The sequence below is a fragment of the Paraburkholderia sp. GAS333 genome, from assembly GCF_050435665.1.
In the GTDB taxonomy this organism is placed as follows: domain Bacteria; phylum Pseudomonadota; class Gammaproteobacteria; order Burkholderiales; family Burkholderiaceae; genus Paraburkholderia; species Paraburkholderia fungorum_A.
Map to the genome: position 1 here is coordinate 21,816 of NZ_JBNDKS010000008.1, position 24,586 is coordinate 46,401.

At 59.3% G+C, this 24,586-nt stretch carries 22 protein-coding genes and 1 tRNA gene; 10 read left to right on the forward strand and 13 right to left on the reverse strand.

The annotated features are described in order from the left end of the window. Nucleotide 1 precedes the first annotated feature (1 nt). Complete coding sequence (locus ABH945_RS30900) at nucleotides 2-952, forward strand: OmpA family protein (protein ID WP_074771754.1); 951 nt, start codon at nucleotides 2-4, stop codon at nucleotides 950-952. Nucleotides 953-1,043: 91 nt separating this feature from the next. Here ABH945_RS30900 and tssA read toward each other — a convergent pair whose 3' ends face one another. From tssA to ABH945_RS30945, 9 genes are all read right to left on the reverse strand, one after another. Further along, nucleotides 1,044-2,162 (reverse strand): type VI secretion system protein TssA, encoded by a 1,119-nt coding sequence (gene tssA / locus ABH945_RS30905; protein WP_429253193.1) that lies wholly within the window; start codon nucleotides 2,160-2,162, stop codon nucleotides 1,044-1,046. A gap of 1 nt (nucleotide 2,163) precedes the next feature. Further along, nucleotides 2,164-4,830 (reverse strand): type VI secretion system ATPase TssH, encoded by a 2,667-nt coding sequence (tssH, locus tag ABH945_RS30910; protein ID WP_429253194.1) that lies wholly within the window; start codon nucleotides 4,828-4,830, stop codon nucleotides 2,164-2,166. A gap of 34 nt (nucleotides 4,831-4,864) precedes the next feature. Then, nucleotides 4,865-5,950 carry a type VI secretion system baseplate subunit TssG gene (gene tssG / locus ABH945_RS30915; RefSeq protein WP_074771757.1) on the reverse strand — a complete coding sequence of 362 codons (1,086 nt, stop codon included), beginning with the start codon at nucleotides 5,948-5,950 and terminating at the stop codon, nucleotides 4,865-4,867. After that, nucleotides 5,914-7,752 carry a type VI secretion system baseplate subunit TssF gene (gene tssF / locus ABH945_RS30920; protein ID WP_429253195.1) on the reverse strand — a complete coding sequence of 613 codons (1,839 nt, stop codon included), beginning with the start codon at nucleotides 7,750-7,752 and terminating at the stop codon, nucleotides 5,914-5,916. The genes tssG and tssF overlap by 37 nt, the downstream gene beginning before the upstream one ends. 60 nt (nucleotides 7,753-7,812) lie before the next feature. Next, a complete protein-coding gene (gene tssE, locus ABH945_RS30925; protein ID WP_074771759.1) occupies nucleotides 7,813-8,292 on the reverse strand; it encodes a type VI secretion system baseplate subunit TssE in 480 nt (159 codons plus the stop codon). Between the two features lie 69 nt (nucleotides 8,293-8,361). Beyond that, the gene (locus ABH945_RS30930; protein ID WP_074771760.1) at nucleotides 8,362-8,865 is read right to left on the reverse strand and encodes an Hcp family type VI secretion system effector; all 504 of its coding nucleotides are present in this window, start codon (nucleotides 8,863-8,865) and stop codon (nucleotides 8,362-8,364) included. 72 nt (nucleotides 8,866-8,937) lie between these two features. Then, nucleotides 8,938-10,428, reverse strand: coding sequence for a type VI secretion system contractile sheath large subunit (tssC, locus tag ABH945_RS30935; RefSeq protein WP_074771762.1), 1,491 nt, complete (start codon nucleotides 10,426-10,428; stop codon nucleotides 8,938-8,940). An 11-nt stretch (nucleotides 10,429-10,439) separates the two neighbouring features. Then, entirely contained in the window at nucleotides 10,440-10,988 is a 549-nt protein-coding gene (gene tssB / locus ABH945_RS30940; RefSeq protein WP_429253196.1) for a type VI secretion system contractile sheath small subunit, read from the reverse strand. Between the two features lie 34 nt (nucleotides 10,989-11,022). Next, entirely contained in the window at nucleotides 11,023-11,715 is a 693-nt protein-coding gene (locus ABH945_RS30945; protein ID WP_429253197.1) for a tetratricopeptide repeat protein, read from the reverse strand. Nucleotides 11,716-12,052: 337 nt separating this feature from the next. Here ABH945_RS30945 and tssJ point away from each other — a divergent pair, with 337 nt between their 5' ends. The 4 genes from tssJ (at nucleotide 12,053) to ABH945_RS30965 (ending at nucleotide 15,837) form a co-directional block, all read left to right on the forward strand. After that, complete coding sequence (gene tssJ / locus ABH945_RS30950) at nucleotides 12,053-12,691, forward strand: type VI secretion system lipoprotein TssJ (RefSeq protein WP_074771768.1); 639 nt, start codon at nucleotides 12,053-12,055, stop codon at nucleotides 12,689-12,691. A 107-nt stretch (nucleotides 12,692-12,798) separates the two neighbouring features. After that, on the forward strand, nucleotides 12,799-14,145 hold the full coding sequence (tssK, locus tag ABH945_RS30955; protein ID WP_429253198.1) for a type VI secretion system baseplate subunit TssK: 1,347 nt from the start codon (nucleotides 12,799-12,801) through the stop codon (nucleotides 14,143-14,145). Then, nucleotides 14,142-14,921 carry a type IVB secretion system protein IcmH/DotU gene (icmH, locus tag ABH945_RS30960; RefSeq protein ID WP_074771772.1) on the forward strand — a complete coding sequence of 260 codons (780 nt, stop codon included), beginning with the start codon at nucleotides 14,142-14,144 and terminating at the stop codon, nucleotides 14,919-14,921. The genes tssK and icmH overlap by 4 nt, the downstream gene beginning before the upstream one ends. Nucleotides 14,922-15,267: 346 nt before the next feature. Further along, the gene (locus ABH945_RS30965) at nucleotides 15,268-15,837 is read left to right on the forward strand and encodes a DsbA family protein (protein ID WP_429253199.1); all 570 of its coding nucleotides are present in this window, start codon (nucleotides 15,268-15,270) and stop codon (nucleotides 15,835-15,837) included. Between the two features lie 7 nt (nucleotides 15,838-15,844). Here ABH945_RS30965 and ABH945_RS30970 read toward each other — a convergent pair whose 3' ends face one another. Next, complete coding sequence (locus tag ABH945_RS30970) at nucleotides 15,845-16,729, reverse strand: LysR family transcriptional regulator (RefSeq protein ID WP_074771776.1); 885 nt, start codon at nucleotides 16,727-16,729, stop codon at nucleotides 15,845-15,847. Between the two features lie 78 nt (nucleotides 16,730-16,807). On the opposite strand from ABH945_RS30970, the gene ABH945_RS30975 reads away from it, so the two are divergent. The 3 genes from ABH945_RS30975 (at nucleotide 16,808) to ABH945_RS30985 (ending at nucleotide 20,453) form a co-directional block, all read left to right on the forward strand. Further along, on the forward strand, nucleotides 16,808-18,109 hold the full coding sequence (locus ABH945_RS30975; RefSeq protein WP_429253200.1) for an aspartate aminotransferase family protein: 1,302 nt from the start codon (nucleotides 16,808-16,810) through the stop codon (nucleotides 18,107-18,109). Nucleotides 18,110-18,537: 428 nt separating this feature from the next. After that, nucleotides 18,538-19,806 (forward strand): M20 family metallopeptidase, encoded by a 1,269-nt coding sequence (locus ABH945_RS30980; protein ID WP_074771780.1) that lies wholly within the window; start codon nucleotides 18,538-18,540, stop codon nucleotides 19,804-19,806. Then, nucleotides 19,803-20,453, forward strand: a complete 651-nt coding sequence (locus ABH945_RS30985) for a trimeric intracellular cation channel family protein (protein ID WP_074771782.1) — start codon at nucleotides 19,803-19,805, stop codon at nucleotides 20,451-20,453. Before ABH945_RS30980 ends, ABH945_RS30985 begins: the two co-directional genes overlap by 4 nt. Nucleotides 20,454-20,520: 67 nt before the next feature. Here ABH945_RS30985 and ABH945_RS30990 read toward each other — a convergent pair whose 3' ends face one another. Together ABH945_RS30990 and ABH945_RS30995 are read right to left on the reverse strand one after the other, a co-directional pair. After that, complete coding sequence (locus tag ABH945_RS30990) at nucleotides 20,521-20,730, reverse strand: DUF2945 domain-containing protein (RefSeq protein WP_429253201.1); 210 nt, start codon at nucleotides 20,728-20,730, stop codon at nucleotides 20,521-20,523. Between the two features lie 414 nt (nucleotides 20,731-21,144). Next, nucleotides 21,145-21,229, reverse strand: a tRNA-Leu gene (locus ABH945_RS30995). Between the two features lie 316 nt (nucleotides 21,230-21,545). On the opposite strand from ABH945_RS30995, the gene ABH945_RS31000 reads away from it, so the two are divergent. Next, nucleotides 21,546-22,337: a hypothetical protein gene (locus ABH945_RS31000; protein WP_429253202.1), complete on the forward strand. Its 792-nt coding sequence runs from the start codon at nucleotides 21,546-21,548 to the stop codon at nucleotides 22,335-22,337. Between the two features lie 20 nt (nucleotides 22,338-22,357). Here the strand turns inward: ABH945_RS31000 and ABH945_RS31005 are convergent, their stop codons facing one another. Further along, nucleotides 22,358-23,455, reverse strand: a complete 1,098-nt coding sequence (locus tag ABH945_RS31005; RefSeq protein ID WP_429253203.1) for an HAD family hydrolase — start codon at nucleotides 23,453-23,455, stop codon at nucleotides 22,358-22,360. A 301-nt stretch (nucleotides 23,456-23,756) separates the two neighbouring features. Between ABH945_RS31005 and ABH945_RS31010 the strand changes: the two genes are divergently transcribed. Beyond that, the gene (locus ABH945_RS31010; protein ID WP_074771790.1) at nucleotides 23,757-24,536 is read left to right on the forward strand and encodes a DUF2092 domain-containing protein; all 780 of its coding nucleotides are present in this window, start codon (nucleotides 23,757-23,759) and stop codon (nucleotides 24,534-24,536) included. The last annotated feature ends 50 nt before the right edge of the window (nucleotides 24,537-24,586 follow it).

Sequence of the window (24,586 nt, forward strand, 5' to 3'; positions counted from 1 at the left end):
GATGACCGCCCCGATCCGCGCGCCGATGAAGCGCCGCGCTCTATCCCTGGCGGTGGCGCTTTTTTCCACCGTATTCGTCAATGCCTCCGTCTTTGCCGACGACGCCAGTCCCGCACGCGTGACGCCGGTCGACAACAGCGGCGTCCAGATTCATACGACCGTGCTGGCCGCTCAGGGCAGCACGGCTTCGTCGCCAACGTATGGCGGCAATGCGCCGGTCGCGTCCACGCCGCCTGCGGCAAATGCGTCGCCGGGTCAGGTCGTGGTGGGCGGCAAGGTGCCCGACGAAGCGACCAAGTCGGCGGTACTCGCGCGTCTGCGCGACACCTACGGCGCGGCGAACGTGGTCGATCAGATCGAAGTGGGTGATGTCGCGACGCCGCCGAACTGGGGCGCGAATGTGCAAAAGCTGATCGGCCCGCAATTGAAGCAGATCAGCAAAGGCCAGTTGAAAATCGACGGCACGCAGGTCGACGTGAAGGGCGAGGTGCGCAATGAAGCGCAACGTCAGCAACTCGCCAGCGATATGGCCGATGCGCTCAATCCGACCTATACGATCAAGAACGGCTTACGCGTCAGCGCGCCGGGCGCGTCGGAACAGGGATTGCTCGACCAGACGCTCGCCAACCGCACGATCGAATTCGAAACGGGCAGCGCGACGCTGACCCCGCAAGGGCGCGCGATTCTCGATCAGATGGCGGCTGTGCTGGTCAAGATGACGACGAAAACCGTCGAGATCATCGGCCATACCGACAATGCCGGTAACCGCCAGTCGAACATCGCGCTGAGCCAGGCGCGCGCCGATGCGGTGAAGGGCTACCTGGTCGCGCGGGGTATTACGCCCACCCAGTTGACAACGACAGGCGTCGGTCCCGATCAGCCCATCGCGCCGAACGATACGAACGACGGACGCGCGCGCAATCGCCGGATCGAATTCCGCGCGGGGGTTTGAATTCCTCAGGCGTTGCAAGCACGGACTCTGCGAAAACGGCCCTTCCTGAAGGGCCGTTTGCATTTGTACCGTCACTAACGATCGCGAGGACTCAGCGGTTTTCGTCGGCCTTCACACCCAGAATTTCGCGGATATGCGACAGCGAGCCATCGTCCTTCACGACGGCGGCAAGCCATTCATGCAAAGGCATGTTGGCCCACTCGGCCGCTTTATCCGCGAGATAGGCTGCGGGACTGTGCGGCTCGGTATGACGCAGAAACTTCGCGACTGCCCGCAATTGCGCGACGGCGTCCGAGCGGCTGCGAATGCCCGCGTGAGTCGGGGTGGGCGTTGTCGTCATGGCGGCCGTGTCGAGGTGAGGTTCGGTTTTGAAAGTCGGCTCCGCACGCTCCACGCGCGTGGCGTCGTCGGCCCGTTCCGTCTGCGCGGGTTGAGTCGCGGTCTCGGGCGTCACGCCGACTTCGCGCGCAAATCGCTCCGCCAGCAGATACACCGACTCATACGCCGATTTCGTCTGCCGGAAACTCGGCGCGGAATCCGCTGCGCGCTTGTCGAGTTCCTGTTCCAGCGCGTTCATTGCCGTCTCGAACGCTTTCAGATCGGCGAGCAGCGCCGAGTAGAACGCGGGCGGCGTAGAGCGTTTCGCGGCCTCGATCTGATCGACGGACGGCTTGCCGCGCGCGATATCGTCCGCGTGATCGGGATCGCGTTTGACGGCCTGCGCGACGTGCGTAGCCACGTCCCAATCAAGCGCGCTATACATCACGCCCGAGGTTTGCGTGAGCGGCACGGCGCGCAGCAATTCGGCGGTACGGGCCGCCAGCCACACGATATTGCCGAGACGATATTCCGAGTCGTCGCCGTCAGGCAACGGATGCAAATGCGCCCAGTAACGCTCCGACAACGCGGTCAACAACGCATACCCCTGCGTCAAACCCTTCACGCCCTCTTCCAGCGCGAGCGCTTCGGTCAGCCATGCGGCGAGCCGCAGGTCTTTAGTTTGCGTCGCAATCAACGCTGCACTTCGTTCGACGACAAAGCTCCAGTCCGCCTCCTTGATTTCGGTAACCCATTCGCCCTGATCGAGCGATGGATCGTCGAAACGGCGCGCGTGCTGGATCGCGTCGAACTCTGTTGAAAACAGCATGTCTTCGCCGCAAGGCGATGTGTCGGAGAGAGGTGCGGTAAGTGTGGCTAGATCAATCGGCATATCAGGCAATGGTGTAGTCGAACTCGTTAGCTTCGTTCGCACGGACGGCGATACTCGCGATAGACTTGCCATCCGCAATACGCTCGAGCACTTCCTGCGCAACTTGCGGCAGCAGCGTGCCATTCAGAATGTGGTCGACATTGCGTGCGCCCGAATCGACTTCTGTGCAGCGCGCGAGTACCGCATCGATCAGCGACTCGTCCCACGAGAACACGGCTTTGTGATTCGCTTCGATCCGCCTGCGAATGCGTTCGAGTTTGAGTTCGATGATTTCCGCGAGCACGTCGTCGGAAATCGGATAGTACGGAATGACTTTCATCCGTCCGAGAAAGGCCGGCTTGAAAGTCTTGTATAGCTGCGGCCGCAGTGTTTCGGCGAGCGCATCGGCATCCGGCAACTCTTCTGCCGTCTTGTTCAGGCATGCCTGCATGACGGCCGTCGAACCGACATTCGAGGTCAGGATGATCAACGTATTGCGGAAGTCGATCGTGCGGCCTTCGGCATCGTCCATCGCGCCTTTGTCGAAAACCTGGAAGAACATTTCGAGCACGTCGGGGTGCGCTTTTTCCACTTCGTCCAGCAGGACGACGGAATAGGGATTGCGCCGCACGGCTTCGGTGAGCACGCCGCCTTCGCCATATCCGACATAACCCGGCGGCGACCCTTTGAGGCCGGACACGCTATGCGCCTCCTGGTACTCGCTCATGTTGATCGTGATCATCTTGCGCTCGCCGCCATAGAGGATATCGGCTAGCGCCAGCGCTGTTTCGGTTTTGCCGACGCCCGATGGCCCGACGAACATGAACACCCCGCGCGGCTTGTCCGGGTCTTCGAGATTCGCATTCGCGGTTCGAACGCGTTGCGCAATCGCTTCGAGCGCGTGATCCTGACCGATGACACGCGCCGCCAGTAATGGCTGAAGATTCAGCACGGTCTGGATTTCGTCCTTGATCATCCGGCCAAGCGGAATACCGGTCCACGCTGCAACGATCTCCGCGACGACGTGCGCGTCGACCTGCAACGGGACCATCGGATGATCGCCTTGCAACGCTCGCAGCTTGTCGAGTTGCGCGCTCAGAATGACGCGTGCTTCGTCGAGCTTTCCTTCGCGAGATCCCGCATCGGCATGACGACGCATCTCGTCGATCTGCGCGTGCAGGCTCTCGATATTTTTGACAAGCGCCCGCTCTTCTTCGTAACGTGCTTCGGCGCGCAGCAACGATTGCGCGTCTTCCTCCCGCTGCGTGCGCAATTCGAGAAGACGCTCTTCATGCACCGCGCCACTCGCGGATTCCCGCTCCAGCGCGGCAATTTCTACGTCGATCCGCTCGATACGCTTGCGCGTATCGTCGATTGCGGCAGGCGTCGAACTATGCGCGAGCGCGACCTTCGCGCACGCCGTATCCAGCACGCTAATGGCTTTATCGGGCAACTGCCGCCCGGTGATGTACCGATGCGAAAGGCGCACCGCTTCTGTAATCGCATCGTCGAGCACGCGCACGTTGAAATGCCGCTCCATGAGTCCCGACATACCGCGCAACATCGCGGCGGCCAATGCTTCGCCAGGCTCTTCGATCTTGACCACCTGAAAGCGTCGAGCAAGCGCTGCGTCTTTTTCAAAGTACTTTTTGTACTCGCTCCAGGTCGTCGCGGCGATCGTTCTCAGTTCGCCGCGCGCAAGTGCGGGCTTCAGCAAATTGGCCGCGTCGTTCTGTCCGGCTTGTCCGCCTGCGCCGATGATCGTGTGCGCTTCGTCGATAAAGAGAATCACGGGATGTGAGCTTTTCTTCACCTCGTCGATCACGCTCTTCAGGCGATTTTCAAACTCGCCTTTCACGCTCGCGCCTGCCTGCAACAGGCCCATATCGAGTACATGCAGCGCGACGCCGCGCAATGGCGCGGGCACGTCGTCGGCAGCGATCCGCAATGCGAGTCCTTCGACCACCGCTGTTTTTCCGACGCCCGCCTCGCCGGTCATGATCGGGTTGTTCTGCCGCCGACGCATCAGGATATCGATCGTCTGACGAATCTCTCCTTCGCGGCCGATTACCGGATCGATCTTGCCGTCGCGGGCGCGCTGCGTCAGATTAGTCGTGTACGTATCCAGCGCCGGAGTTTTCGACACAGCAACGCGTGCAGGATCGGCGATGTCGTCCTGACTGGTATCGCTCCGGGAATCTGTTGCGCGCTCGGTTTCTATCGAGTCCGAGGTCAATTCGTCAAAGCGATGCTTGAGGTCGGTCACGCGCACATTCGCGAACAACGGCGACATACGCTGCGCGAATTGCGCGAGGTCCGGCGCACTCAACAACGCAAGCAATAGATGCCCCGTCCGAATGCGTCCGATCTGCGAGTCCAGCGAAGCAATCAGCCACGCCTGTTCGAATAGCGCGATCAGATGCACCGAGAAAACAGGCGTGCGCGTATTGCCAGTCTTGACTCGCGCCAGCTCACGCTCCAGATCCGCGCGCAAAGCGTGTGCGTCGATGTCGCTAGCACGCAGCACGACGGACACGTCACTGGCTGGTTGTTCGAGCAACGCCAGAAACAGATGTTCGAGATCGACTTCATAGTGACCACGCGACAGGCAATTACTTGCTGCGCGCTCCGTAGCCTGCCGGCAGGTCGAATTCAGTTTCGCAATCAGCGTTTTTAGAGGCGTGCTCATGTCGGGCTGTCCAGTTTCAGTTCGATCGTTGTTATCAATGGATGACGTGCAATTCGTAACGGGCGTCCGCGCGATCCCGGTCGGCGTCGTGCGTACAAAGGAACGCGTCCCAGCCGAGACGCGCGCCACCGCCTAAATGACTCGGGCCGACATCGTCACGCCGGAGCACCAGCGACACCTCATATTCGAGCGTGACGCCCGCGAGCAACGTCAACATCCGTTCGAGCGCCGCCGCCAGTTCCGCGCCCGGCAAGAACGCTTCATAGTCTTTCTTCGCGAGCGGTCCGATCACAAGGCGCGCCCGCATGTCGCGCTGCCACACACGCTCGCCGGCAAGCGCGGTTGCACCCAGAGTCGCATTCACTCCACCGAGTACGGTCAGCTGATCTTCGGGCACGGTGTACCACTTGCCGACGAATTGCTCGACACGCACCGGCACGCGGAAATACTCGGTCAGCGAGCGCTCGAGATAAGCAGCCGACATCGGACGATGGCGTGCCGCCATTGCATAACCCGCAATGCCTTCGTCGAATAACGCGCCGCTACCTTGCTGCAGACCGTCACGAGTGTCCTCGTTGACCACCCCGGCAAGCGCCAGCAACAACGGCAAATAGCGTTCGTCGCGATCCAGCTCGTAGTGCAACGGCAAACGGTACTTTTTCCACGCGGCGTAAAACAACGCTGTCGCGCGATTCGAAAACACGTCGAAGAACTCGCGCGCGGCACGATCGCGGTTGATCTGCTCACGCGCAATGATCTGCTCGGTGTAGTGCATCGGCAACGCGCCTTGCGTACCCAGCAAACCAAAAAACGCGGGCGTGATATCTACGCGGTCGACCTGGCCGTCTGCTATAGCCGCGACTTGCTCTGCCTTGCCTCTGAGTGCGGCGCCGTCGCGCCCGAATGAATTTGTCCGCTCGATCTCGCTCGGCGGAAACGACATCGAAATCGAGTTGCGAAAACCAATATGCTCCGCAACGGCCTTGCCGGCCCGCTCGGGCGATTGCTCCGCGAACCATTTCTCCAGAATCCGCACTGCCTGAAAAAACTGGAAGCGATGTGGTTCATCGAGCAGTTGCTCGACTACACCAGGATCGATTCGCCGCTGCGGGGTTTGCATCGAAGGATCTCCTCGCCGGTGCGCCTCGACAGCACGACCAGTTGTACAAAGCTGTTCAGATGAACATACAGCCCAAAGAATGTATCAATCACGCGGACAAACGACGCGAGACTGGTGCCGACAAAATGTTCTTCGTCGATGGTCAGGCGAATTTCAATACCGCGCACAAAAGTGGCAAACGGCTTACCTTGCAGCCACTGCACGGCCGCACGTTGCTCGATAGCCGTAATGCCGTCGATATGACGCGACGACACTGCTGTGCGTCGCAGGTCATAGAGCACCAGCATTTCCTTGAGCGCGGACAAGCCGTTATTCGCCAGCGACACATGATTCAACGCGAGATGCGAAATCAGACGCCAGTGCGACGAGCGGCCCCGTTCGAAACGCACGCTCGGTGTCGGACGGCGCAGCATTGAAATGCTGCCGGTTAACGAACCACCTTCCATAAACAGATCGCCGCCTTCGAGGCCGACCGCGAGCGTGGCAGGCAAATCGCGATTGGTACAGGTCAGGTCGAGACTCAGCGTATCGGTCTGCGGAGTTGCAGGATTGAAATCGATGTCGACAATCGAGATTTCGGTCTCGTAGCCGGGACTCTTTTGTGCGACCCATTCATCACGCCGCGCAAACCAGTAATGCCCCGCGCGTTGCGGCTCGCCATGATGCAGCGAATAGAACGGGCGAAATTCGATCACGGTTTCTTCTCGCGCGGTCTGTTTGACCAGTTGCACCGAATCGATCGAATAAACCTCGTAGGCAAATGCACGGCGCGCTTCGGCAATCACCGGATACGAAATCGATTGATGGCTAACGCGTATCGGTTCGCCATGCTGCTTGAACAGATTGACGACCGGCGTGCAGAAAAGCCGGAAATGCGTCGCCGTTAGCGATTCCATCAGACGCGCGACATGCGAGTCGCTGCGCATTTCCTTCAGCACGATGTGCAACGTGATTCGTTGACAACGGCCCGTTGCGCGAGTCATCGCACCGAGGTCGAAATTCACGAAATTGAATTTCTCGGGAAACGCGAAATACTCGGTTAGCAACCGGTATGCGGGATGTGCTTTTGCCGGGTAGTCGATCAGCGAGTCGGCTTCGTCGAAACCCGTGTGGGTAACCGGCGATGTGCGCAATGCTTTCCATCGCCCATTGCGATCCGCTTCCACATAAGCGGCCATCTGATTGATGAACAGACAATCGAGTAGCGCCGCGATGAACGACTGCTCGCCGTGCAAATGCGCGCGCAAGGTATCGAGTTTGATTGCGCCGAGATCGAATTGCGGCGCCGTGGACTCGAACGTAATCGACAGCACAGCGGCTGCGTTGTTCGGCAGAACCGTTGCGGCAGGCGCCATCGCGACCGGCGAAAACTTCGCTTCGGATACGCGGATCGGCGCGAGTTTCACTTCATACGCGGTTCGAAAACGACATTGCACGCCGTTGACCGGACGACTCTTCAGCTCAGTTCCACGCTCGATCACCGCCGCCTCGGTCAACTGGTTAATCGCGGCCGACGTACCGAACTGCGCAATCGAACATGAAGGGAAAGGCCGCAAATAATGCGGATAGAGCACTTCGAGAAGCGCCTCGGTGAATTCCGGGTAATCGTCGTCCAGCTTCTTGTTGATCCGTGCGCCTAGCAACGCGAACGACTCGATCATCCGTTCGACGTGAGGATCTTCGCAATGCTCGCCCGATATGGCGAGCCGCGCCGCGATCTTCGGATAGCGTTCGGCGAAATCGCGTGAGTAGCGGCGCAGAAATGCCAGTTCACGCTCGTAAAACGGCAGTAGTTCTTCCATCTTTCTATCCCCGGACTGCTGGTACTTTCTGCCGAATCAAACTGGTCCGCAGCACTTGCGTCAAAGTCGGGCCCGCGCGCGCGTGACCGAATACTGCAAGGTCGATGGTTGGAGCATGGCGTCGAAGCTCACCGGTTCTTCAGCCGGGTGCACGACGAGCAAAGCCTGAATGGCAAAGTACAGCGCGTTGGTGGATTGCTCGTTCAATTCGAGCGCTACCGACACGCGCTGGAGACGCGGCTCATGCCGCGCAATCGCCTGCTGAATGGACTTGCAGATAAAAGTCCTGTCGTAATGGCTCGCCAGGCTCAGTCCGGCAAAATCGTTCAGCCCGTACGTCAGCACCGATTGACGGCATTCGGGCAGCGCTTCGAGATCGTGTTCGGTCAAAGCAATCCGCGTGTTCAGGATCGACTCGACGTCGCGCGCCACGGTACTTTTCAATTCGTCCAGCGACAACTGCCGCATCGCCGGAGAAGCCGGCAGATGCGGTTCGTCGTCAAACAGCTTGTCGAGAAAGCTCGGTTCGAATCGTTTCATCAGGTGCGGCCAGGCTCTTCCGACATCAAGCGGAAACGCGCCGCACAAGCGGCGCGTTCGCTATTTGCATCAGACTGCATACGTCTTGTCGTTCTTCGTGAGACTCCACGCGCCCTGCGCGTTGCCGCCCTGGTTGCCGCCAATCTTCTGCTGCGTGTACTTCCACTGCACAGCGGCATATTTCAGCGAGAACTCTTCAGTAGGCAGGCCTTCTCCGACAACCGCCGGTGTGATGCTCGAAATGATCACGTATTTCAGCTTCACTTCCAGATACTTCACGCGATTGCCTTCACCGTCAGACCGCATGAAGTCGATCGTCACTTCGTCGAACGTCGTGCCACCTGAAGCGTGTTGATACATCAACGGGCTGACGACGTCGATGTCTTTCGTGAAGCGCATATCGGCGTGTTCGCAGCGTTCAGCCGTGTGGCCGCCCGCAGTCGATGCGGTTGCCGAACGCGGTTGCAAAATCGAATGACTCCACGAATCGATTTCGACCCAACCCTGGTGATCTTTATCGGCGGACTCGCCTTTGATCGCCGGATTTCCGAATTTTAAATAGATATCCTTCATAATTCATCGACTCCCCAAAGTGGTGGTTTTGCCGTGTGAGCGGGCCATCCGGCCCGCATTCACGGATTTCGTTTACGAATTTGCCGGCTTCGGCAGATCAGCGACAAGGCGCAAGGAGATAGAGAGTTCGTCGAGCTGGAAGTGCGGGCGCAGGAATGCGACCGAACGATACGAGCCCGGCTTACCCGGAATCTCCGAGACCTGTATGGATGCCTCACGCAATGGGAATTGCGCTTTCTGTTCCTGCGTGGCGTTGTCGTCCAGCAGCACGTACTGCGAGATCCAACGGTTCAGGAACACTTCGACATTCTGTGCGGATGCAAAGCTGCCGATCTTGTCACGCATCATCGCCTTCAGATAATGGGCGACGCGCGATACTGAGAAAATGTACTGCAATTGCGCGGAAAGAACCGCGTTCGCGTTCGCGCTATCGGTGCTGTACTTTTTCGGCTTCTGCACCGACTGCGCTGCAAAAAACGCTGCATAGTCGGAGTTCTTGCAGTGAACGAGCGGGATAAAGCCGAGGTCGCTCAGTTCTTTCTCGCGACGATCGGTAATCGCAATTTCCGTCGGACACTTCAACGCGACTTCACCGTCGTCGGTCTTGAACGTATGCGTCGGCAGGTCTTCGACCAGACCGCCGCCTTCCACGCCGCGAATGGCTGCGCACCAGCCGAAATCGTCGAAAGCCGCAGTCAGGCGCGCGGCAAAAGCCCACGCCGCGTTGCACCACAAATACTTGCTGTGATCCGTGCCGTCGACATCTTCGACGAAGTTAAAACTCTCCGCCGTCGCGCCGTCTTTTGGGTTGAACGGCAAACGGCCCAGAAAACGCGGAAGCGTCAGGCCGACATAGCGCGAGTCTTCCGAATCGCGGAACGACTTCCATTTGGTGTATTCGACCGTGTCGAATACCTTACCCAGATCGCGTGGCCTGCCGAGATCGGCAAACGTTTCAAGGCCAAGCAACTCAGGCGCAGCCGATGCAATAAAGGGAGCATGTGCAGCAGCAGCGACATGCGCCATCTGGTCGATGAAGTACACGTCTTCCGGCTGACGCGTGATTTCGAAGTCGCCGATCAGCGCGCCAAACGGCGAACCGCCGAACGTGCCGAACTCTTCTTCATAAACTTTCTTGAACAACGCGCTCTGATCGAATTCGATGGCCGCCTTGAAATCGCGTACGAGGTCGCGCTTCGGCGCATGGATCGCCTTGATCTTGACGGTCGCGCCGGTGTTGCTCTCCTTGCACAGATAGTCCAGACCGCGCCATGTTCCTTCCAGGCGCTGAAATTCAGGCGCATGCATCACGGCGCTGAGTTGCTCGGAAATCAATCGGTCGAGTTCTGCAACACGTGCATCGATCGTTGCCGACAGATTGTCGGACACGATCACCGTGCCTTCGAGCACCTGATTGACGAGTTCGCCAATCAGATCTTTCGCGCGCGCGTGTTCGGAATCGGATTTCGCCACCTTGCTCTTCTCGACGATCTGGTCGATCAACGAGCTGCCTTCGGTGAAGTCCGCACCGGCGAATTGGGCCGCAGCCGCTTGCTGGTTCATCTCGATCCGCCTTATTCGCCGTCGCGTTGGTGATCCGGCGTGTCGCCGTGCGAGTCTGCCGCGCCGCCTTCAGCTTTGGCGAGCGCTTCGAGCTGCTGTGTGTTCTTCAGCACTTCGTTCAACAGGTCTTCGAGCTTGTCGTTACCAGCAAGCTTGTTACGCAGATCCGCGAGCTTCGAGCGTGCTTCGAGCAATCGGCGCAGCGGGTCGATTTGCGCCACCACTTCGTCCGGATTGAAATCGGTCATCGAGCAGAATCGCAGATCCACCGCAAACTTGCCGCCAGCATCGCTCAAACGGTTTTCAACCTGGAACGCGGCACGCGGCTCGATCGCCTTCATCACGTCGTCGATATTGTCCCGATCGATGTTGACGAATTTGCGGTCACGCATTTTCGGCTGTTCGATTTCCGACTGCCCCGCGAGATCCGCAACCACGCCGACCACGAACGGCAGTTCCTTGATTTCGATCGCATCGCCACGCTCGACCTCGTAGGTCAACTGAACGCGCGGCGGCCGCACCTTCTGCAGGCGCTTCTGGATACTTTCTTTTTTCGCCATCGAAGGCTCCCGGTAGCTGTGGTTCAGGCGTGGATCAGCGTAGCGCGCTGAAAGGGTCGGACGCGCCGCGGCTTTGCGCAGCCTTGGTCGGTGCCGCAGGAGCGGCGGGTGCAGCGGGGGTTGCCGGTGCCGCGGGCGTTGCCGGCGCGGTCGCGGCACTGGTTGTCGCCGCGGATTCTTCGGCGGCCGGCGCCTTCGCTACCTTGCGGACATAACGACGCTTCTTCGGCGCGGGCTTCGCGTCGACCTCGGGCGGGAACAACGTGGCTTCGCCCAGCGTGTCGCGCAACTGCTTCGCCAGCGTCTGCGCATCGGATTTTGCATCGCCCGCGAGCGACGCATCCTGACGCAATTCGCCCAGCGATTGCGTGGCGACCCGCAAACCGGCTACTGCCAGCACGCTCTTCGCGCGGCGGTCGGACTGATCGCGCTGCAACGCTTCCTGTGCGGCGACGATTGCCTGGCCGTAATGACCTTGCGTGAACTGGATTTGCGCGATCCGCGACCAAGGTTCTTCGCGCGTCGGATTTTGCTGAGCGAGCTGCTGATATAGCGCGATAGCGTGATCCTGATCGTCGCCCTTTGCAGATGCTGCATCGGCGTCGGCTAAAGCCTTATCAAAGGCCTCCGGCGTCGACGCGGTGTTATTGCTTTGTGTCGCGCATCCGGCCATCAGGCCACATGCCAACACCACCCCAGATATTTGAGCGAAGAGCCGTTGTTTCATCGTTATCACCGACGTGCGAATTTTTTTAATTCAAGGAATAAACCGGAGTTTTGCCTTGCCCCAATTGCGCGGGTATAGTACAGGCCAATTTTCTATATTTCAACTTTCATGTGAGGAAACGTCAAGCAAAAGAATTTAATTGCTTTCTCTAATAACGGAGTGCTGGCAATTATTTCTTATTGATTTGCCGTGAATTGTAAATTCCAGGAAATTTTTTCCTGATGTTCAATTATTCAAAATGAATAGATCAGAATAACGCGATACGCATAAAAATTCATTTTCACGATTGATTCTATTGAATGTTTTTTGGGGCGACGGTGAGATCCGATCGATATAAATGATTCCGCGCATAACTCGACATACCTCTCTGGACTGGCTTGCGTGCGTGTCGATTCTGGCCGGCGTGACGCTGCTTGGCGGCTGCGCGGCGGCCGTGCCACTGCTCGGGTCGGCCGCCAGCGCGGCCCTCCAGGCTACCGGCCTGACCAAGCCGGACGTGCCCGACGCGCAGAAACCACCGCGCAACGTGGGTGTGACGCTCTACGCCGCGCCCAATCTGAACGCCGCGAACGACAAACGCCCGTTGGCATTGGTGGTGCGCCTCTATACGCTAAAAGATCCCACCTCTTTCCAGCAGGCGCCATTCAACACTTTTATCGATCCCGCATTGGAAAAATCGACACTGGGCTCCGATCTGTTAAGTGTCAGGGAAGTGACATTGGTGCCAGGCCAGCGCTATAACGTTACGGAAAAGGTTTCTCGCGAAGCTCAGGCATTCGGTATTGTCGCCCTGTTCCGCGATCCGGCAATGCAGCGATGGAAATTCGCATTCGATCCGGCAAAGTCGGAGAAAGCGGGCATAATGATCGGCCTGCATAACTGTGCAATGACCGTGACAAGCGGCACTGTCATTCCGGCACAACAGGGAATGCCGGTCCAGTCATTGAATATGCTGTCTTCGGTGAGTTGCGGCTAACAAGAAAGCCAATTGTAATTAAATGGCTTCGATTTATCCGGTCGGTTTGCGCTCATTGCACACCAGACTAAAACTCATTGCACGATTGTTTAAAACAGGTTTAAAAAATGAGTTATTCGGCAAAGGTACTCTGGGGAGAAGGCCTTTTTCTGAGGCCTCAGCACTTTCAGCGGCAGGACGCCTATCATGAGGCGCGTCTGTTCGAATCGATACAGGCCATTCAACCTTATAACTGGGGTGTGCGCTCGGTGCGCATCGACCGCGATGCGCTCGGCAGCAATGTGCTGCGTCTGAGCGAACTGTCGCTCGTGTTTCCCGACGGAGCGTTGTATTCCGCACCGCAGGCCGACGATCTGCCGGCGCCGGTCGCTCTCGACACGCTGCCCGACGGCATCAACGAATTCACGTTTTATCTGGCGCTGCACCCGCTTCGCGACGCGGGCACGAATTACGCGGCGGACCGCGACGCCGGTTTCGTCTCGCGCTACGTCAGCGAGCATTTGCCGGTGCCGGACAATTTCACCGACGCAGCCGAAGCCGACATCACCTTCCTCAAAACGAGCGTGAAGTTGATCGCGCATAGCGAGCCGCGCGACCAGTTGCTGTCCGTGCCGCTCGCACGCGTGCGCCGTACCGCGACTTCCGGCTTCGAACTCGACGAGAGTTTCGTGCCGCCGTGCATCGCGATCGACGCTTCGCCCATTCTTCATCAACGGCTGCGTCAGCTGATCGATGCGTTGCAGGCCAAGGTCAATGCGTTATACGGCTTTCATCGCGAGCCGACCAAGAACATCATCGAATTCCGTTCAGGCGATATTGCTTCGTTCTGGCTGCTGCATACCGCGAATGCCGCGTTCGCCGCGCTCGCGCATCTGTACCAGCACTCGGCGCTGCATCCCGAGCGGCTGTTTCAGGAGTTGCTGCGCCTCGCCGGTCAGTTGATGACGTTTTCGAAGGGCTATGCACTCGCCGATCTGCCCATTTATCGTCACGACGATCCGGGCCCCGGCTTCGCGCAACTCGACACGATGCTGCGCGACCTGCTGGAAACGGTGATCTCCACGCGCTACTTCGCGATCTCGCTCGATGAAGTGCGGCCGTCGTTTCACGTGGGCCGCCTCGACTCGGGAAAGATCGACGAGAAAACGCAGTTCTACATCTCCGTATCCGCCGACATGCCCACGGTCGAACTGGTCGAAGCAGTGCCCGCGCGTTTCAAGGTCGGCGCACCGGACGACGTCGACAAGCTGGTGTTGTCCGCCATGCCGGGGGTACGGCTGACTTACACGCCCCAGGTGCCTCCCGCGATCCCGGTCCGGCCCGGCGCCTGCTATTTCTCGTTCGAGCCGCGTGGGGCGCTTTATGACCGCATGCTGCAGTCGCAGTCGGCCATGATCTACGCGCCGTCCGGTATTCAAAACCTTCAATTCGAACTGATCGCGGTGACCTCATGAGCTACGCGCCTTCACTCCTCGACGGCAGCAAGCCGTCCGCCGCTCCAACGCCCGCGCAGGAACCCACCTATCAGGTGCGCTCGTTGCTCGACCTGCTGTATGACGGCTTCTTCATGCTGTTCCTGTTGAAGAACGGCCGCGAGCCCGGTTCCGCCGACGAATTCCGTCAGCGCGTGCAGCAGTTCCTGCAGGATTTCGAGCGCGGCGCGAAGAAACTGAACGCGTCGGCGGACGACACGTATGCGGCGAAATTTGCGTTTTGCGCGGCCGTCGACGAATCGGTGCTGTCGTCGCAGTTCGCGATTCGCGCGGAGTGGGAGCGTCGTCCGCTGCAACTGGTGTTGTTCGGCGAACAACTCGCGGGCGAGAAGTTCTATCAGTTACTCGAAGAAGGACGCGCGCTCGGCGCGGTGCGTCTGCAATCGCTCGAAGTTTTTCATATGTGCCTGCTGCTCGGATTTCAGGGCAAGTATCTGCTGGAAGGGCCGGAGAAGCTCGCGTATCTGACCGCGCGTCTCGGCGATGAAATTGCACATATGAAGGGCAAACGTGCCGGCTTCGCGCCGCATTGGCCGCTGCCCGATCAGGTCGCGCACCGGTTGAAGCGCGAGGTGCCGTTGTGGAGTATCGGCGCGGTTTTCCTGCTGGTCGCGCTGCTGGGTTATCTTGGCCTGAATACATGGCTGCGCGATTCGACATTGCGCACGCTCGCCCCATACTCGCAGATCGTCAAGCTCGGCCCGCAGTCGGCGAATCTGACTATTTCGTTGCCGTAGCGCGTTGTAGCAGGAAGCGGCGGAATTCGTGCCTGCAGGTGTGCACGAGATTCCGCCGATGTGGTTCCTGCGTACCCGGCCTGTTGTTCAATATCCCACCCACACTCACTTCCGCCGACGTCCATAAAACGGCGGAACGTACCGCATTTCCGGCAGTAGACCTCGACACGATGCCCGTTGTTTATGGCGCCATCCGTTCTTCTGATCGGCGCGCCCTGCGCATGGCATTACCGATCAAAAGATGCTATTAACAACGGCTGCGATACACGCTTGATCTGATGCGGACACCGCGCCGCCCGCTCCAATCTGTCGAACAACATTGCCCATTCAACGAGGACCTAAGCAAATGACGCAGAACGAAACCGCCACCCCTGCATGGAAAGCCGATCCGCTCACATGGGGTCACGGTCCGCGCGTATTCGAAGTATTTCTGGAGCCTACCTGTCCGCATTCGGTGCGGGCTTTCGGTAAGCTCGACGCGCTTCTGGAGCAAGCAGGCGCGGATCGCGTCACCGTGAAAATCCGGCTGCAATCACAGTCGTGGCACATGTATTCCGGCGTGATCGTGCGATGCATTCTCGCTGCTTCGACACTGCCCGGCGGTAAGGAGGCGGCGAAGGCAGTGATGGCCGCCGTCGCTGCCCATCGCGAGGAATTCGAGTTCGAACGTCACTGCAGCGGACCGAATATGGATGCGACGCCCAACGACATTATTGACCGCATCGAACGCTATAGCGGTATCGAACTGCGTGCCGCTTTCGCGATTCCCGAACTCGATCGCGAAGTCAAATGGCACGCGAAGTATGCGCGTCAGAACGGCATCCACGTATCGCCTACTTTCATGATCGACGGCATTGTCGATCCGAAGGTGGGCAGTCGCGACGAGGTATCGGCGTGGGCGGCGTTGCTGGACTGAACGCGGCTCACAGCAGGGGTAACGTCGCCCTGATGTGCTCCGCGAATACCTGAGTCAGATGCGCCGGACGCGCCCGCTCGAACTTCAGGCTTATGCCGATGCCCGGTAACGGCGGCAATAACGGATCGCCGTTGAGTATCTGAAGATCGGGCGCGACGGCAATCTGCGTGATAACGGCGAACGCCTGGCCCGAGCGGACCAGCGCCGTCAGACCCGCCAGGCTGCTGCTCGCATAAGCGATGCGATACGCCCGGCCGGCCTGTTGCAGCGCCTCGCAGGCCGCAACGTGATCGAGCGTATCGGGATCGGAAAGCGCCAGCGGCAACGGGTCGAAATAGGCGGAATCCAGCCCCGGAGAACCGACCCACACCAGCGGCTCACGACGGATCACGTCGTCATTCGGCGCGCCTTCCGGCAACGAAATCATTGCAAGGTCCAGCGCGTGCATCTCCAGTTGTTCGAGCAGACGCGGCGTGGGCGCGCACGTGACTTCCACCAGCGCATGCGGATGCTGGCTCGCGAACTGACGTAGCAAATGCGGCAGGAAAACGGCGGCGTAGTCATCCGGGCAACCGAAACGGATCGTTCCCGACAGCCCTTTGCCGGAGAGATCCGCCATCGCCTCGTCGTGCACACGCAGAATCCGTTGCGCGTGAACTAGCAGACGCTCGCCAGGATTGGTCAGCACCACACCGCGCCCCGTCCGTTGAAACAGCGGCTGATCGACGATTTCTTCAAGACGCTTCATCTGCTGACTCAGCGCCGATTGCGTGCGGCCAACGCGGCTCGCCGCGCGACTCAGCGCGCGGCTTTCGGAGACGGCGATAAACGAGCGCAGCAGATCGATTTCAAGTGAAAGACTCAAGGTATAAGCCCCGTTTCTAGCTTCCATTAGAAGTATTCGATTCTATGAAAGCAGAGTGACATCTAGACTGCAAGTTATTCCCGCCCTCGCTCAAGGAGAAGCCACGTGACCCGCAACGACGATGCAACTTTCTGGCGTAATGCCAGGCAGCACCTGATTCGCTATGGCGGCACCTTCGAGCCGATGATCATCGAGCGCGCGCAGGGCAGTTTCGTTTATGACGCGGACGGTCGTGCGATTCTCGATTTCACGTCGGGCCAGATGAGCGCGGTGCTCGGGCATAGTCACCCGGAAATCGTGTCGGTCATCAACGAATACGCGGGCAAACTGGATCATCTTTTCAGCGGAATGCTGTCGCGGCCGGTGGTCGATCTGGCAACGCGGCTAGCCGACATCACACCCGAGGGACTCGATCGCGCGCTGCTCCTGAGTACCGGCGCGGAGTCGAACGAAGCGGCGATTCGCATGGCGAAGCTCGTTACCGGTAAATATGAAATTGTCGGTTTTGCGCAGTCCTGGCATGGCATGACCGGCGCGGCCGCTTCCGCAACCTACAGCGCCGGTCGCAAGGGCGTGGGTCCGGCCGCCGTCGGCTCGTTTGCGATTCCCGCGCCGTTTACGTATCGGCCAAAATTCGAGCGGCACGGCGAATACGACTATCTGGCCGAACTGGATTACGCGTTCGACCTCATCGATCGTCAGTCGAGCGGCAATCTCGCGGCCTTCATCGCAGAGCCGATTCTTAGCTCCGGCGGCATCATCGAGTTGCCGGAAGGCTACATGGCCGCGCTCAAACGCAAATGCGAAGAGCGCGGGATGCTGTTGATTCTCGACGAAGCGCAAACCGGCGTCGGCCGCACGGGCACGATGTTCGCCTGCCAGCGCGACGGCGTGACACCCGACATTCTTACGCTGTCGAAAACGCTGGGTGCCGGTTTGCCGCTGGCGGCGGTCGTCACCTCTGCGCAGATCGAGGAGCGCGCTCACGAACTCGGGTACCTGTTTTATACGACCCACGTGTCCGATCCGCTGCCCGCCGCCGTCGGTTTGCGCGTGCTCGACGTGGTCGAACGCGAAGGGCTGGTCGCGCGTGCCAACGTGATGGGCGCGCGGCTCAGGCGCGGGCTGCTGGATCTGATGGAACGTTTCGAATGCATCGGCGACATTCGCGGACGCGGACTGCTTCTGGGCATGGAGATCGTCAAGGATCGCCGCACGAAGGAGCCGGCGGACGGGCTCGGCGCAAAGATCACGCGAGAGTGCATGAAGCTGGGGCTCAGCATGAACATCGTGCAATTGCCGGGGATGGGCGGCGTATTCAGGATCGCGCCGCCGTTGACCGTCAGCGAAGACGAAATCGATTTGGGCCTTAAGTTACTGGGACAAGCCATTGAGCGGTCGCTGTAGTCGCGGGTTCGACATCAATTTATAGCGCGACTGAAAGCAATATGTAATACTTATATCTCGCCGGCTGACTTCGGCGAGTGCACTTAAAAGCCGCGGCCGCTGCCGCGGCTTCTTTTTATGCATCTCCTCCATTCGCTTTCCCGCCTACCCTCAGGCGCACTCCTCCCGGCACAGCGCGAGCATATAGTTGCAATTTTCAACTATATAAACCTGGGACTGGTGCTACGCTTCTTCCTCCTGGAAAGTGCGGTCCGGCTTCCACGATCTGATTTCCTCAAAAAGTATTTGATCTGATCATTTGCGCCAGCCTGTTGATGGAAAGGACACTGCTATCCTTGTCCACGCTCAGCTCCGCCTGAAACGTCATCGCGACGCCGGCCGATCATCAGACTATGCGTAGTTTCTCTCTCGCCGCCAACGGAGGACCCATGAAGCAACTGATCAGCGCACTCATACCCGACGCGGACGCTCTGCTGCCCGAACTCGAAGCCATTTACAAAGACCTGCATCAACATCCCGAGCTTTCGATGCAGGAGGTGCGTACTGCAAAAATCGCCGCCGACTACCTGGCCGCTCAAGGATTCGAGGTGACGCGCGAGATTGGTGTCACCGGCGTGGTCGGCGTGCTGCGCAACGGCGAGGGGCCGACGGTGATGCTTCGCGCCGATATGGACGCGCTCCCGGTCGCGGAGGCCACCGGCCTGCCCTATGCGAGCACGGTCATCGCGAAAGACGAAGACGGGGTACAGGTAGGCGTTTCGCACGCATGTGGACACGATCTTCACGTCACGTGGTTGATGGGTGCCGCGCGCCTGCTCGCGCAGCATCGTGACACGTGGAGCGGAACGGTGCTCGCAGTCTTTCAGCCCGGCGAAGAAGTGGGCCGTGGCGCTCAAAGCATGATGGACGACGGCATGATCGAGCGCTTTCCCAAGCCCGACATCATCCTGGGTCAGCACGTGATGGTCGGCGTGGCCGGCACGGTCGGTTATCGCAGCGGCGCCATTCTCTCCGCGGGCGACAGCCTCAAGGTCAAGCTCTTCGGACGCGGCTCGCATGGCTCGCAGCCGCAAACATCGGTCGACCCGGTGATCATGGCGGCATCGACGACCTTGCGGCTGCAAACCATCGTGTCGCGCGAAATCGCGCCGAGCGAAAGCGCGGTACTGACAATCGGATCGCTACAGGCCGGCACGAAAGAAAACATCATCCCCGACGATGCGACGCTCAAACTCAACATGCGTACCTATGACGAAGACGTGCGCGAGTACATGCTGTCGGCCATCAAACGAATCTGCTGCGCAGAGTGTGTGGCGTCCAACGCGCCGAGGGAACCGGAGTTCACCACGCTCAGCAGCTACCCGTTGACCGAGAACGACAAGGAAGCGACTGCACGCGTCGCACAGGCATTCGCCGCCCAATTCGGCGAAAGTGCGTACGAAACACCACCCGCCGCAGCCAGCGAAGACTTCAGCATATTCGGGCGTCGCTGGAATGTGCCCTACGTTTTCTGGTTTGTCGGCGGAACCGACCCGCAGCAATATGCCGACGCAAAGGCGAAGAAGCAGCTTAACCAGATCCCTAGCAATCACTCGCCGAAATTCGCGCCGACGCTGCATCCCACGTTGAAAACGGGCCTGCTCGCGATGCTGGGCGCGGCGGCGGAATGGCTCGGCGAGGGGAACGCAGCGTCATGAGTGGACACGCCCTCTTTCTGCTACTCGACCTGGTCGGAACATTCGTCTTTGCGATCAGCGGCGCGGTGGCGGCGAAGCAGCGCAATCTCGATCTGTTCGGCGTGCTGGCTATCGCGTTCGTGGTGGCTTGCGGCGGCGGCATCGTGCGCGATGTGTGCATTGGCGCGATACCGCCTGCTGGTCTGTCGAACTGGCGCTATCTATCCACGTCGATCGGCGCCGCACTCATGGTGATCGTCGCGTATCCGCAGATCAGAAAATTGCGGCACTCCGTGCTTTTTTTCGACGCGATCGGATTGGGGCTATTTGCGGTGTCCGGTGCGCAAAAAGCGCTGACGTATGGGCATAACGCGGAAGCAGCAGTGCTGCTCGGTGTGGTCACGGCGGTTGGCGGAGGCACGTTGCGCGACATTCTGCTCGCCCGCGTACCGGTCATTCTGCAGAGGGAAATTTACGCATCGGCCGCATTGCTGGGTTCGGCCTTGATGGTGGCATGCGAACACTTCGGCGTAGCTCAGCCGTGGACGCCATGGGTCGCCACGCTCGCCTGCGTCGGCTTGCGCCTCGCTTCGCTGCGGCTCAGGTGGCATCTGCCTACTTTTGCGAACCGGCATGCGCGGAATACGCAGCATACGGATCAAGCGTGAGCGCAGTGACCTGCGCCTCCATGTACTAAACAGGCGGCGAGGCACCCCGCTCTCACCGCGCTCTTTATCAGCGGACCTTCTTCAAAGCATCGGCCTTATGAATGGCCGTCTTGCCGCTTTTCGAGCTTTCCACCTCGTACTGAGGATTGTCAGGGGACGCCTTCGCAACGTGGCCGCCGGCTTTTGCTGTGCCGCTCACTTTGCGCGTGATCGTGCCTTCGGTGCGTCCCTGTGAGGTTTGCCATTGCACCTTGTCGCCCTTGGATAGAGTCGGCATGTCGAACTCCTTTGGATAGTCGTTTTGCTTCTCTCGCTGCCTGCGATCTTTTGTCGCAATTTCTGTTCCGCGCCGGACGCTGCCTTTGGCAACGAACGGGAAGCGTATGCAGTGATAAAAAGGGACTGCCACGAGTGTGCGACTTGCTAGCCGTATGCGATGTCCGGAGCGTCAATCGCAGAAATGGAATGTTTGCAGAGGCGAGCCAAGGGACGGCGTCGTTTTTGAAGTTACCAAAGGAGCGAGAGCGAGCGATTGTCGTCGGCGAACCGAAAGTCGATCCGACAATATTTGTTCCGGACTTTTGCAACTGGAGGGTCATGCGGCCGCTGTCGAACAACCGGTTACCGGCGCCTACAGGGTTATAGCGTGCGGAATAGTCCGCTTGGGTCCTGCTTCACAAACTCATACATCTGGTGCCGACGGCGAGACTCGAACTCGCACAGCTTTCGCCACTACCCCCTCAAGATAGCGTGTCTACCAATTTCACCACGTCGGCATCTTTCTTCAACAAAGGATGTCTGGATAAGAACCCATACACCTTTCGGCACTACCCCTTCAAGCCGGGGCGTCTGCCAGTCCCGTCACCTAAGCAACGGGGCGCCATTGTAACCACTAAATTCGCTTTTGTGAATATTGCGTGACCGGTTACATCGCACTTTCTCGCGTGACGGTGCAGCGCGGAGAGAACGACACAAGCCGTGATATCGTGGAATTCGCTGCGTCGCCGCTAAGCTGACAGTCGGAATACAAATCGGACAAGCGGCCGACAACGACCGCGCAGCAGACCTCAAACAACAGAGAACGGGGGAGCCATGGGAGCAATGGCCTTTTGGGAATGTGTCCGGCAAGCGTGGGTGGATGCCACAGGTTTTGTCCGCCGCAGGCCTTTTACCGTAGCCGCTGCATTTGCAATATTGCTTGCCGATAATGCTATTTCCATCGAATCAGGCGGTTTGCACGGCCTCTCGTCATCAGCTATTGCATCGAATTTATTGCAATGGATTTTCATACCCGTCAGGTTCGCGGTCATGATTGCGCTGCCCATTCAGGTTGTGCGGTACGTCATGCTCGGGGAGCAGGAATCCCATCCTCGCTCCGTGTTCGGAAAGCAATTCTGGCGCTACTTCGGTTTGTGTCTTGCAATCGGCTTCGGCAGTATTGTCGTCGGCGCTCTGATAGTCGCCGTCGGGTTTTCTGTGACCCACTCTTTCAATGGCTATCTGGGCAAAACGGGATTGCAACTGTTCGTATGGAGCGTGATTGCGATATGCGTCGTCACCTTCATCGCAATTCGCTTCAGCTTGTTGTTCTGTCATGTCGGGATCGGACGCGCCATTCGCTGGCGTGCATCATGGCGCGATACACGCGGGCATTTCTGGCGAATCGTCGTTTCACACATGCTGACACTGGCGCCGCTCGAAGTCTTTTTGATCGCCCTGTTCGCTGTTCTTCGCGCGTGGTCCAGCACGGGTGATAGATCGACATCGCTCTATCCCATTGCGATTGTCGTGTCGCTATTCTCCTCTGTAGGCATGGTCGTCGGCGCGACATGCGCGTGCTGGTTGTACCGGCGGTTCGCACGGGCTCTGCTCGAGAACCCGTGATCGACCGGATTGGCAACCGGTCATTGCATTGCGCCGGCCTTGGGCGGATACACGATAGTCCAGTCCTGCTTCATGCTGACGACGATCCATCCTTCGCGTTTGGCTTCGTCCCACGCTTTATCGAGCCGCGCCATTGACGACTGCCGGTCGTAAGCGAATTCCCGATCGGCATCGTCGTGATGCAACAGCAACGCAAGCGTTTCGCCAGGACCGCTTGCAACATACTCGAGCATTTCCCGGTCGCCGTCGGAATTGCCGAAAGCGAGAATCGGGCGCTTGCCGATCGAGCGAAAAATACCGACGGGTTTGCCCGGACCATCGTCGATAAAATCAAAACCAGGCTGGCGAATCAGCACCGGCCTGCCGTCGCGCACTTCATACTTCAGCTTCTCTTCGCTGCCTACTACCTGTTCCGGCGGCACTCCATAAGCCTCTTTCGCCCACACGCGCATGAATTCGGCCGTGCCGCCGGACACGATCCACACGCGAAAGCCGTTGGCTCGCAGCAGACGGAGCAATTCGAGCTGCGGCTGATACACGAGTTCGGTATACGGACGATTGAGCACCGGATGCTTCGCGCTGGCGAGCCACGCGCGAATCGAGCGGTCATATTCGTCGGTCGTCATGCCGCTGTTAGCCACAGCCAGCATCTGCAGAAGCGCCTTGCTGTTCTTCGCAAGCGCTGCCGTGTCGTTCGCGAGAAGCGCCTTATACGCCGGATTGCGCGTCCATTCCGGATGCTGCGGCGCAGCCGCTTTCAATCGTTCGATCATGAACGACAACTGGAACGGCACAGGCTGCTCGCTCCACAACGTGCCGTCGTTATCGAACACCGCAATGCGCGCTTCGGGCGGCACATAAGTGGAAGAACCTTCGCGCGTCACATCGGCGATGAACTTGACGATGGCCGTGCGCGCGGCGCCGTCCTGCCATGACGGCAACGCCGCGGCCAGTTGCCCGGCCGATTGCGCCGGTTGCGATGTCACCCCCGGCGTTTGATGGCTGGCGCAGCCGCTCAGCAGCACGCCTGCGCAGAAAACGATTCCGCCGAGACAGCGTGAGATCTGCTGCAACAGCGCAGGCCTCGTCAGCGCCGTAAAACCGGTTTCAGATGCCATCGTGTTCCCTCCGGATAGTGAGGCAGTGTCTGACATGGTGGGTGCCCGGTCGAGGCGGATCGCGGTGATGTGAAGGCACCCGTTCGCCGTTAAGCGTTTTCCCACAGAAGACCATAGCGAGCCATAGGTACTTGCGGCAAGCCCGCTTCCCCTTCGGGCAATATTGAATTTCGTTCTTTCATTTCACGCAGATGAACACTACATTAGACTGCGCGAGTGCACCGCGGATACCGCGAAAATGCTCGCCGCCGACACGCCTTCAGATTCACCAGGCGTTTCTCTCACGAATTGGGAGAGCACAATGAAGCGAAGCGTTTTTGCCATTCTGACGGTGGCCGGAACGATGCTCGCGCCTCACATCGAGGCGCAAACGGCGTCGGCCCCCGTCGCCGCCAGCGCGCCCGCGAATCCGGTAGATCCTGCCGCCATTCAGGCGCTCCAGAAAATGGGCACGCATCTCCAGTCGCTCAAGCGGTTCAGTGTCACGCTCGACCTGACTGGTGAGCGCGTTCTCGAAGACGGCCAGAAACTCCAGCACACTGCTGTCGCGCAACTCGACGTGGACCGCCCGCACCGGGTTCGCACCGTGATGCGAAGCGCGAGAAGCGAGCGCGAGATCTTCTACGACGGCAAAACCGTATCGCTCTATGTGCCGCAGCAGAAGTATTACTCGACGGTCGCCTTCGACGGCAATATCTCGGCGCTCGTCGCGCGCCTGCACGAACGGTACGGTATCGAATTTCCGCTTGCCGACCTGTTCGTCTGGGGCACGCCCGATGCGCCGGTTGACCAGTTCGAATCCGCGATGTTCGCGGGCCAGGACTACATCGGCCCGGACCTGACCGACCACTACGCGTTCCGCCAGAAGGATATCGACTGGCAGATCTGGATCACGACCGGCGACAAGCCTTTGCCGCGCAAGCTGGTGATCACGCGACGGGATGACGATGCGCGTCCGCAGTCGGTCTCGATCATCGACTGGACGACCTCGCCCACTTTCAAGGACTCCGAGTTCACGTTCCGGCCCCCGGCGGGCGCGAAGAAGATCGAGGTTGTTCCGGTTGACGGAAAACGGGAGTAGGCCATGAAGACCGTACTTTGGCGAAATCGAACCCTGCTTCCGATTCTGGT

Excerpts from the sequence above, each read along its gene's own strand:
- ABH945_RS30900 (WP_074771754.1), top strand. The coding sequence starts at position 2 with ATGACCGCCCCGATCCGCGCGCCGATGAAGCGCCGCGCTCTATCCCTG.
- tssF (WP_429253195.1), bottom strand. The coding sequence starts at position 7,752 with ATGGAAGAACTACTGCCGTTTTACGAGCGTGAACTGGCATTTCTGCGC.
- tssG (WP_074771757.1), bottom strand. The coding sequence starts at position 5,950 with ATGCAAACCCCGCAGCGGCGAATCGATCCTGGTGTAGTCGAGCAACTG.
- tssC (WP_074771762.1), bottom strand. The coding sequence starts at position 10,428 with ATGAACCAGCAAGCGGCTGCGGCCCAATTCGCCGGTGCGGACTTCACC.
- ABH945_RS30990 (WP_429253201.1), bottom strand. The coding sequence starts at position 20,730 with ATGCCGACTCTATCCAAGGGCGACAAGGTGCAATGGCAAACCTCACAG.
- ABH945_RS31005 (WP_429253203.1), bottom strand. The coding sequence starts at position 23,455 with ATGGCATCTGAAACCGGTTTTACGGCGCTGACGAGGCCTGCGCTGTTG.
- tssE (WP_074771759.1), bottom strand. The coding sequence starts at position 8,292 with ATGAAACGATTCGAACCGAGCTTTCTCGACAAGCTGTTTGACGACGAA.
- tssB (WP_429253196.1), bottom strand. The coding sequence starts at position 10,988 with ATGGCGAAAAAAGAAAGTATCCAGAAGCGCCTGCAGAAGGTGCGGCCG.
- tssJ (WP_074771768.1), top strand. The coding sequence starts at position 12,053 with ATGATTCCGCGCATAACTCGACATACCTCTCTGGACTGGCTTGCGTGC.
- ABH945_RS30930 (WP_074771760.1), bottom strand. The coding sequence starts at position 8,865 with ATGAAGGATATCTATTTAAAATTCGGAAATCCGGCGATCAAAGGCGAG.
- tssA (WP_429253193.1), bottom strand. The coding sequence starts at position 2,162 with ATGCCGATTGATCTAGCCACACTTACCGCACCTCTCTCCGACACATCG.
- ABH945_RS30970 (WP_074771776.1), bottom strand. The coding sequence starts at position 16,729 with ATGGAAGCTAGAAACGGGGCTTATACCTTGAGTCTTTCACTTGAAATC.
- ABH945_RS30945 (WP_429253197.1), bottom strand. The coding sequence starts at position 11,715 with ATGAAACAACGGCTCTTCGCTCAAATATCTGGGGTGGTGTTGGCATGT.
- icmH (WP_074771772.1), top strand. The coding sequence starts at position 14,142 with ATGAGCTACGCGCCTTCACTCCTCGACGGCAGCAAGCCGTCCGCCGCT.
- ABH945_RS30965 (WP_429253199.1), top strand. The coding sequence starts at position 15,268 with ATGACGCAGAACGAAACCGCCACCCCTGCATGGAAAGCCGATCCGCTC.
- ABH945_RS30985 (WP_074771782.1), top strand. The coding sequence starts at position 19,803 with ATGAGTGGACACGCCCTCTTTCTGCTACTCGACCTGGTCGGAACATTC.
- tssH (WP_429253194.1), bottom strand. The coding sequence starts at position 4,830 with ATGAGCACGCCTCTAAAAACGCTGATTGCGAAACTGAATTCGACCTGC.
- tssK (WP_429253198.1), top strand. The coding sequence starts at position 12,799 with ATGAGTTATTCGGCAAAGGTACTCTGGGGAGAAGGCCTTTTTCTGAGG.
- ABH945_RS31000 (WP_429253202.1), top strand. The coding sequence starts at position 21,546 with ATGGGAGCAATGGCCTTTTGGGAATGTGTCCGGCAAGCGTGGGTGGAT.
- ABH945_RS31010 (WP_074771790.1), top strand. The coding sequence starts at position 23,757 with ATGAAGCGAAGCGTTTTTGCCATTCTGACGGTGGCCGGAACGATGCTC.
- ABH945_RS30980 (WP_074771780.1), top strand. The coding sequence starts at position 18,538 with ATGAAGCAACTGATCAGCGCACTCATACCCGACGCGGACGCTCTGCTG.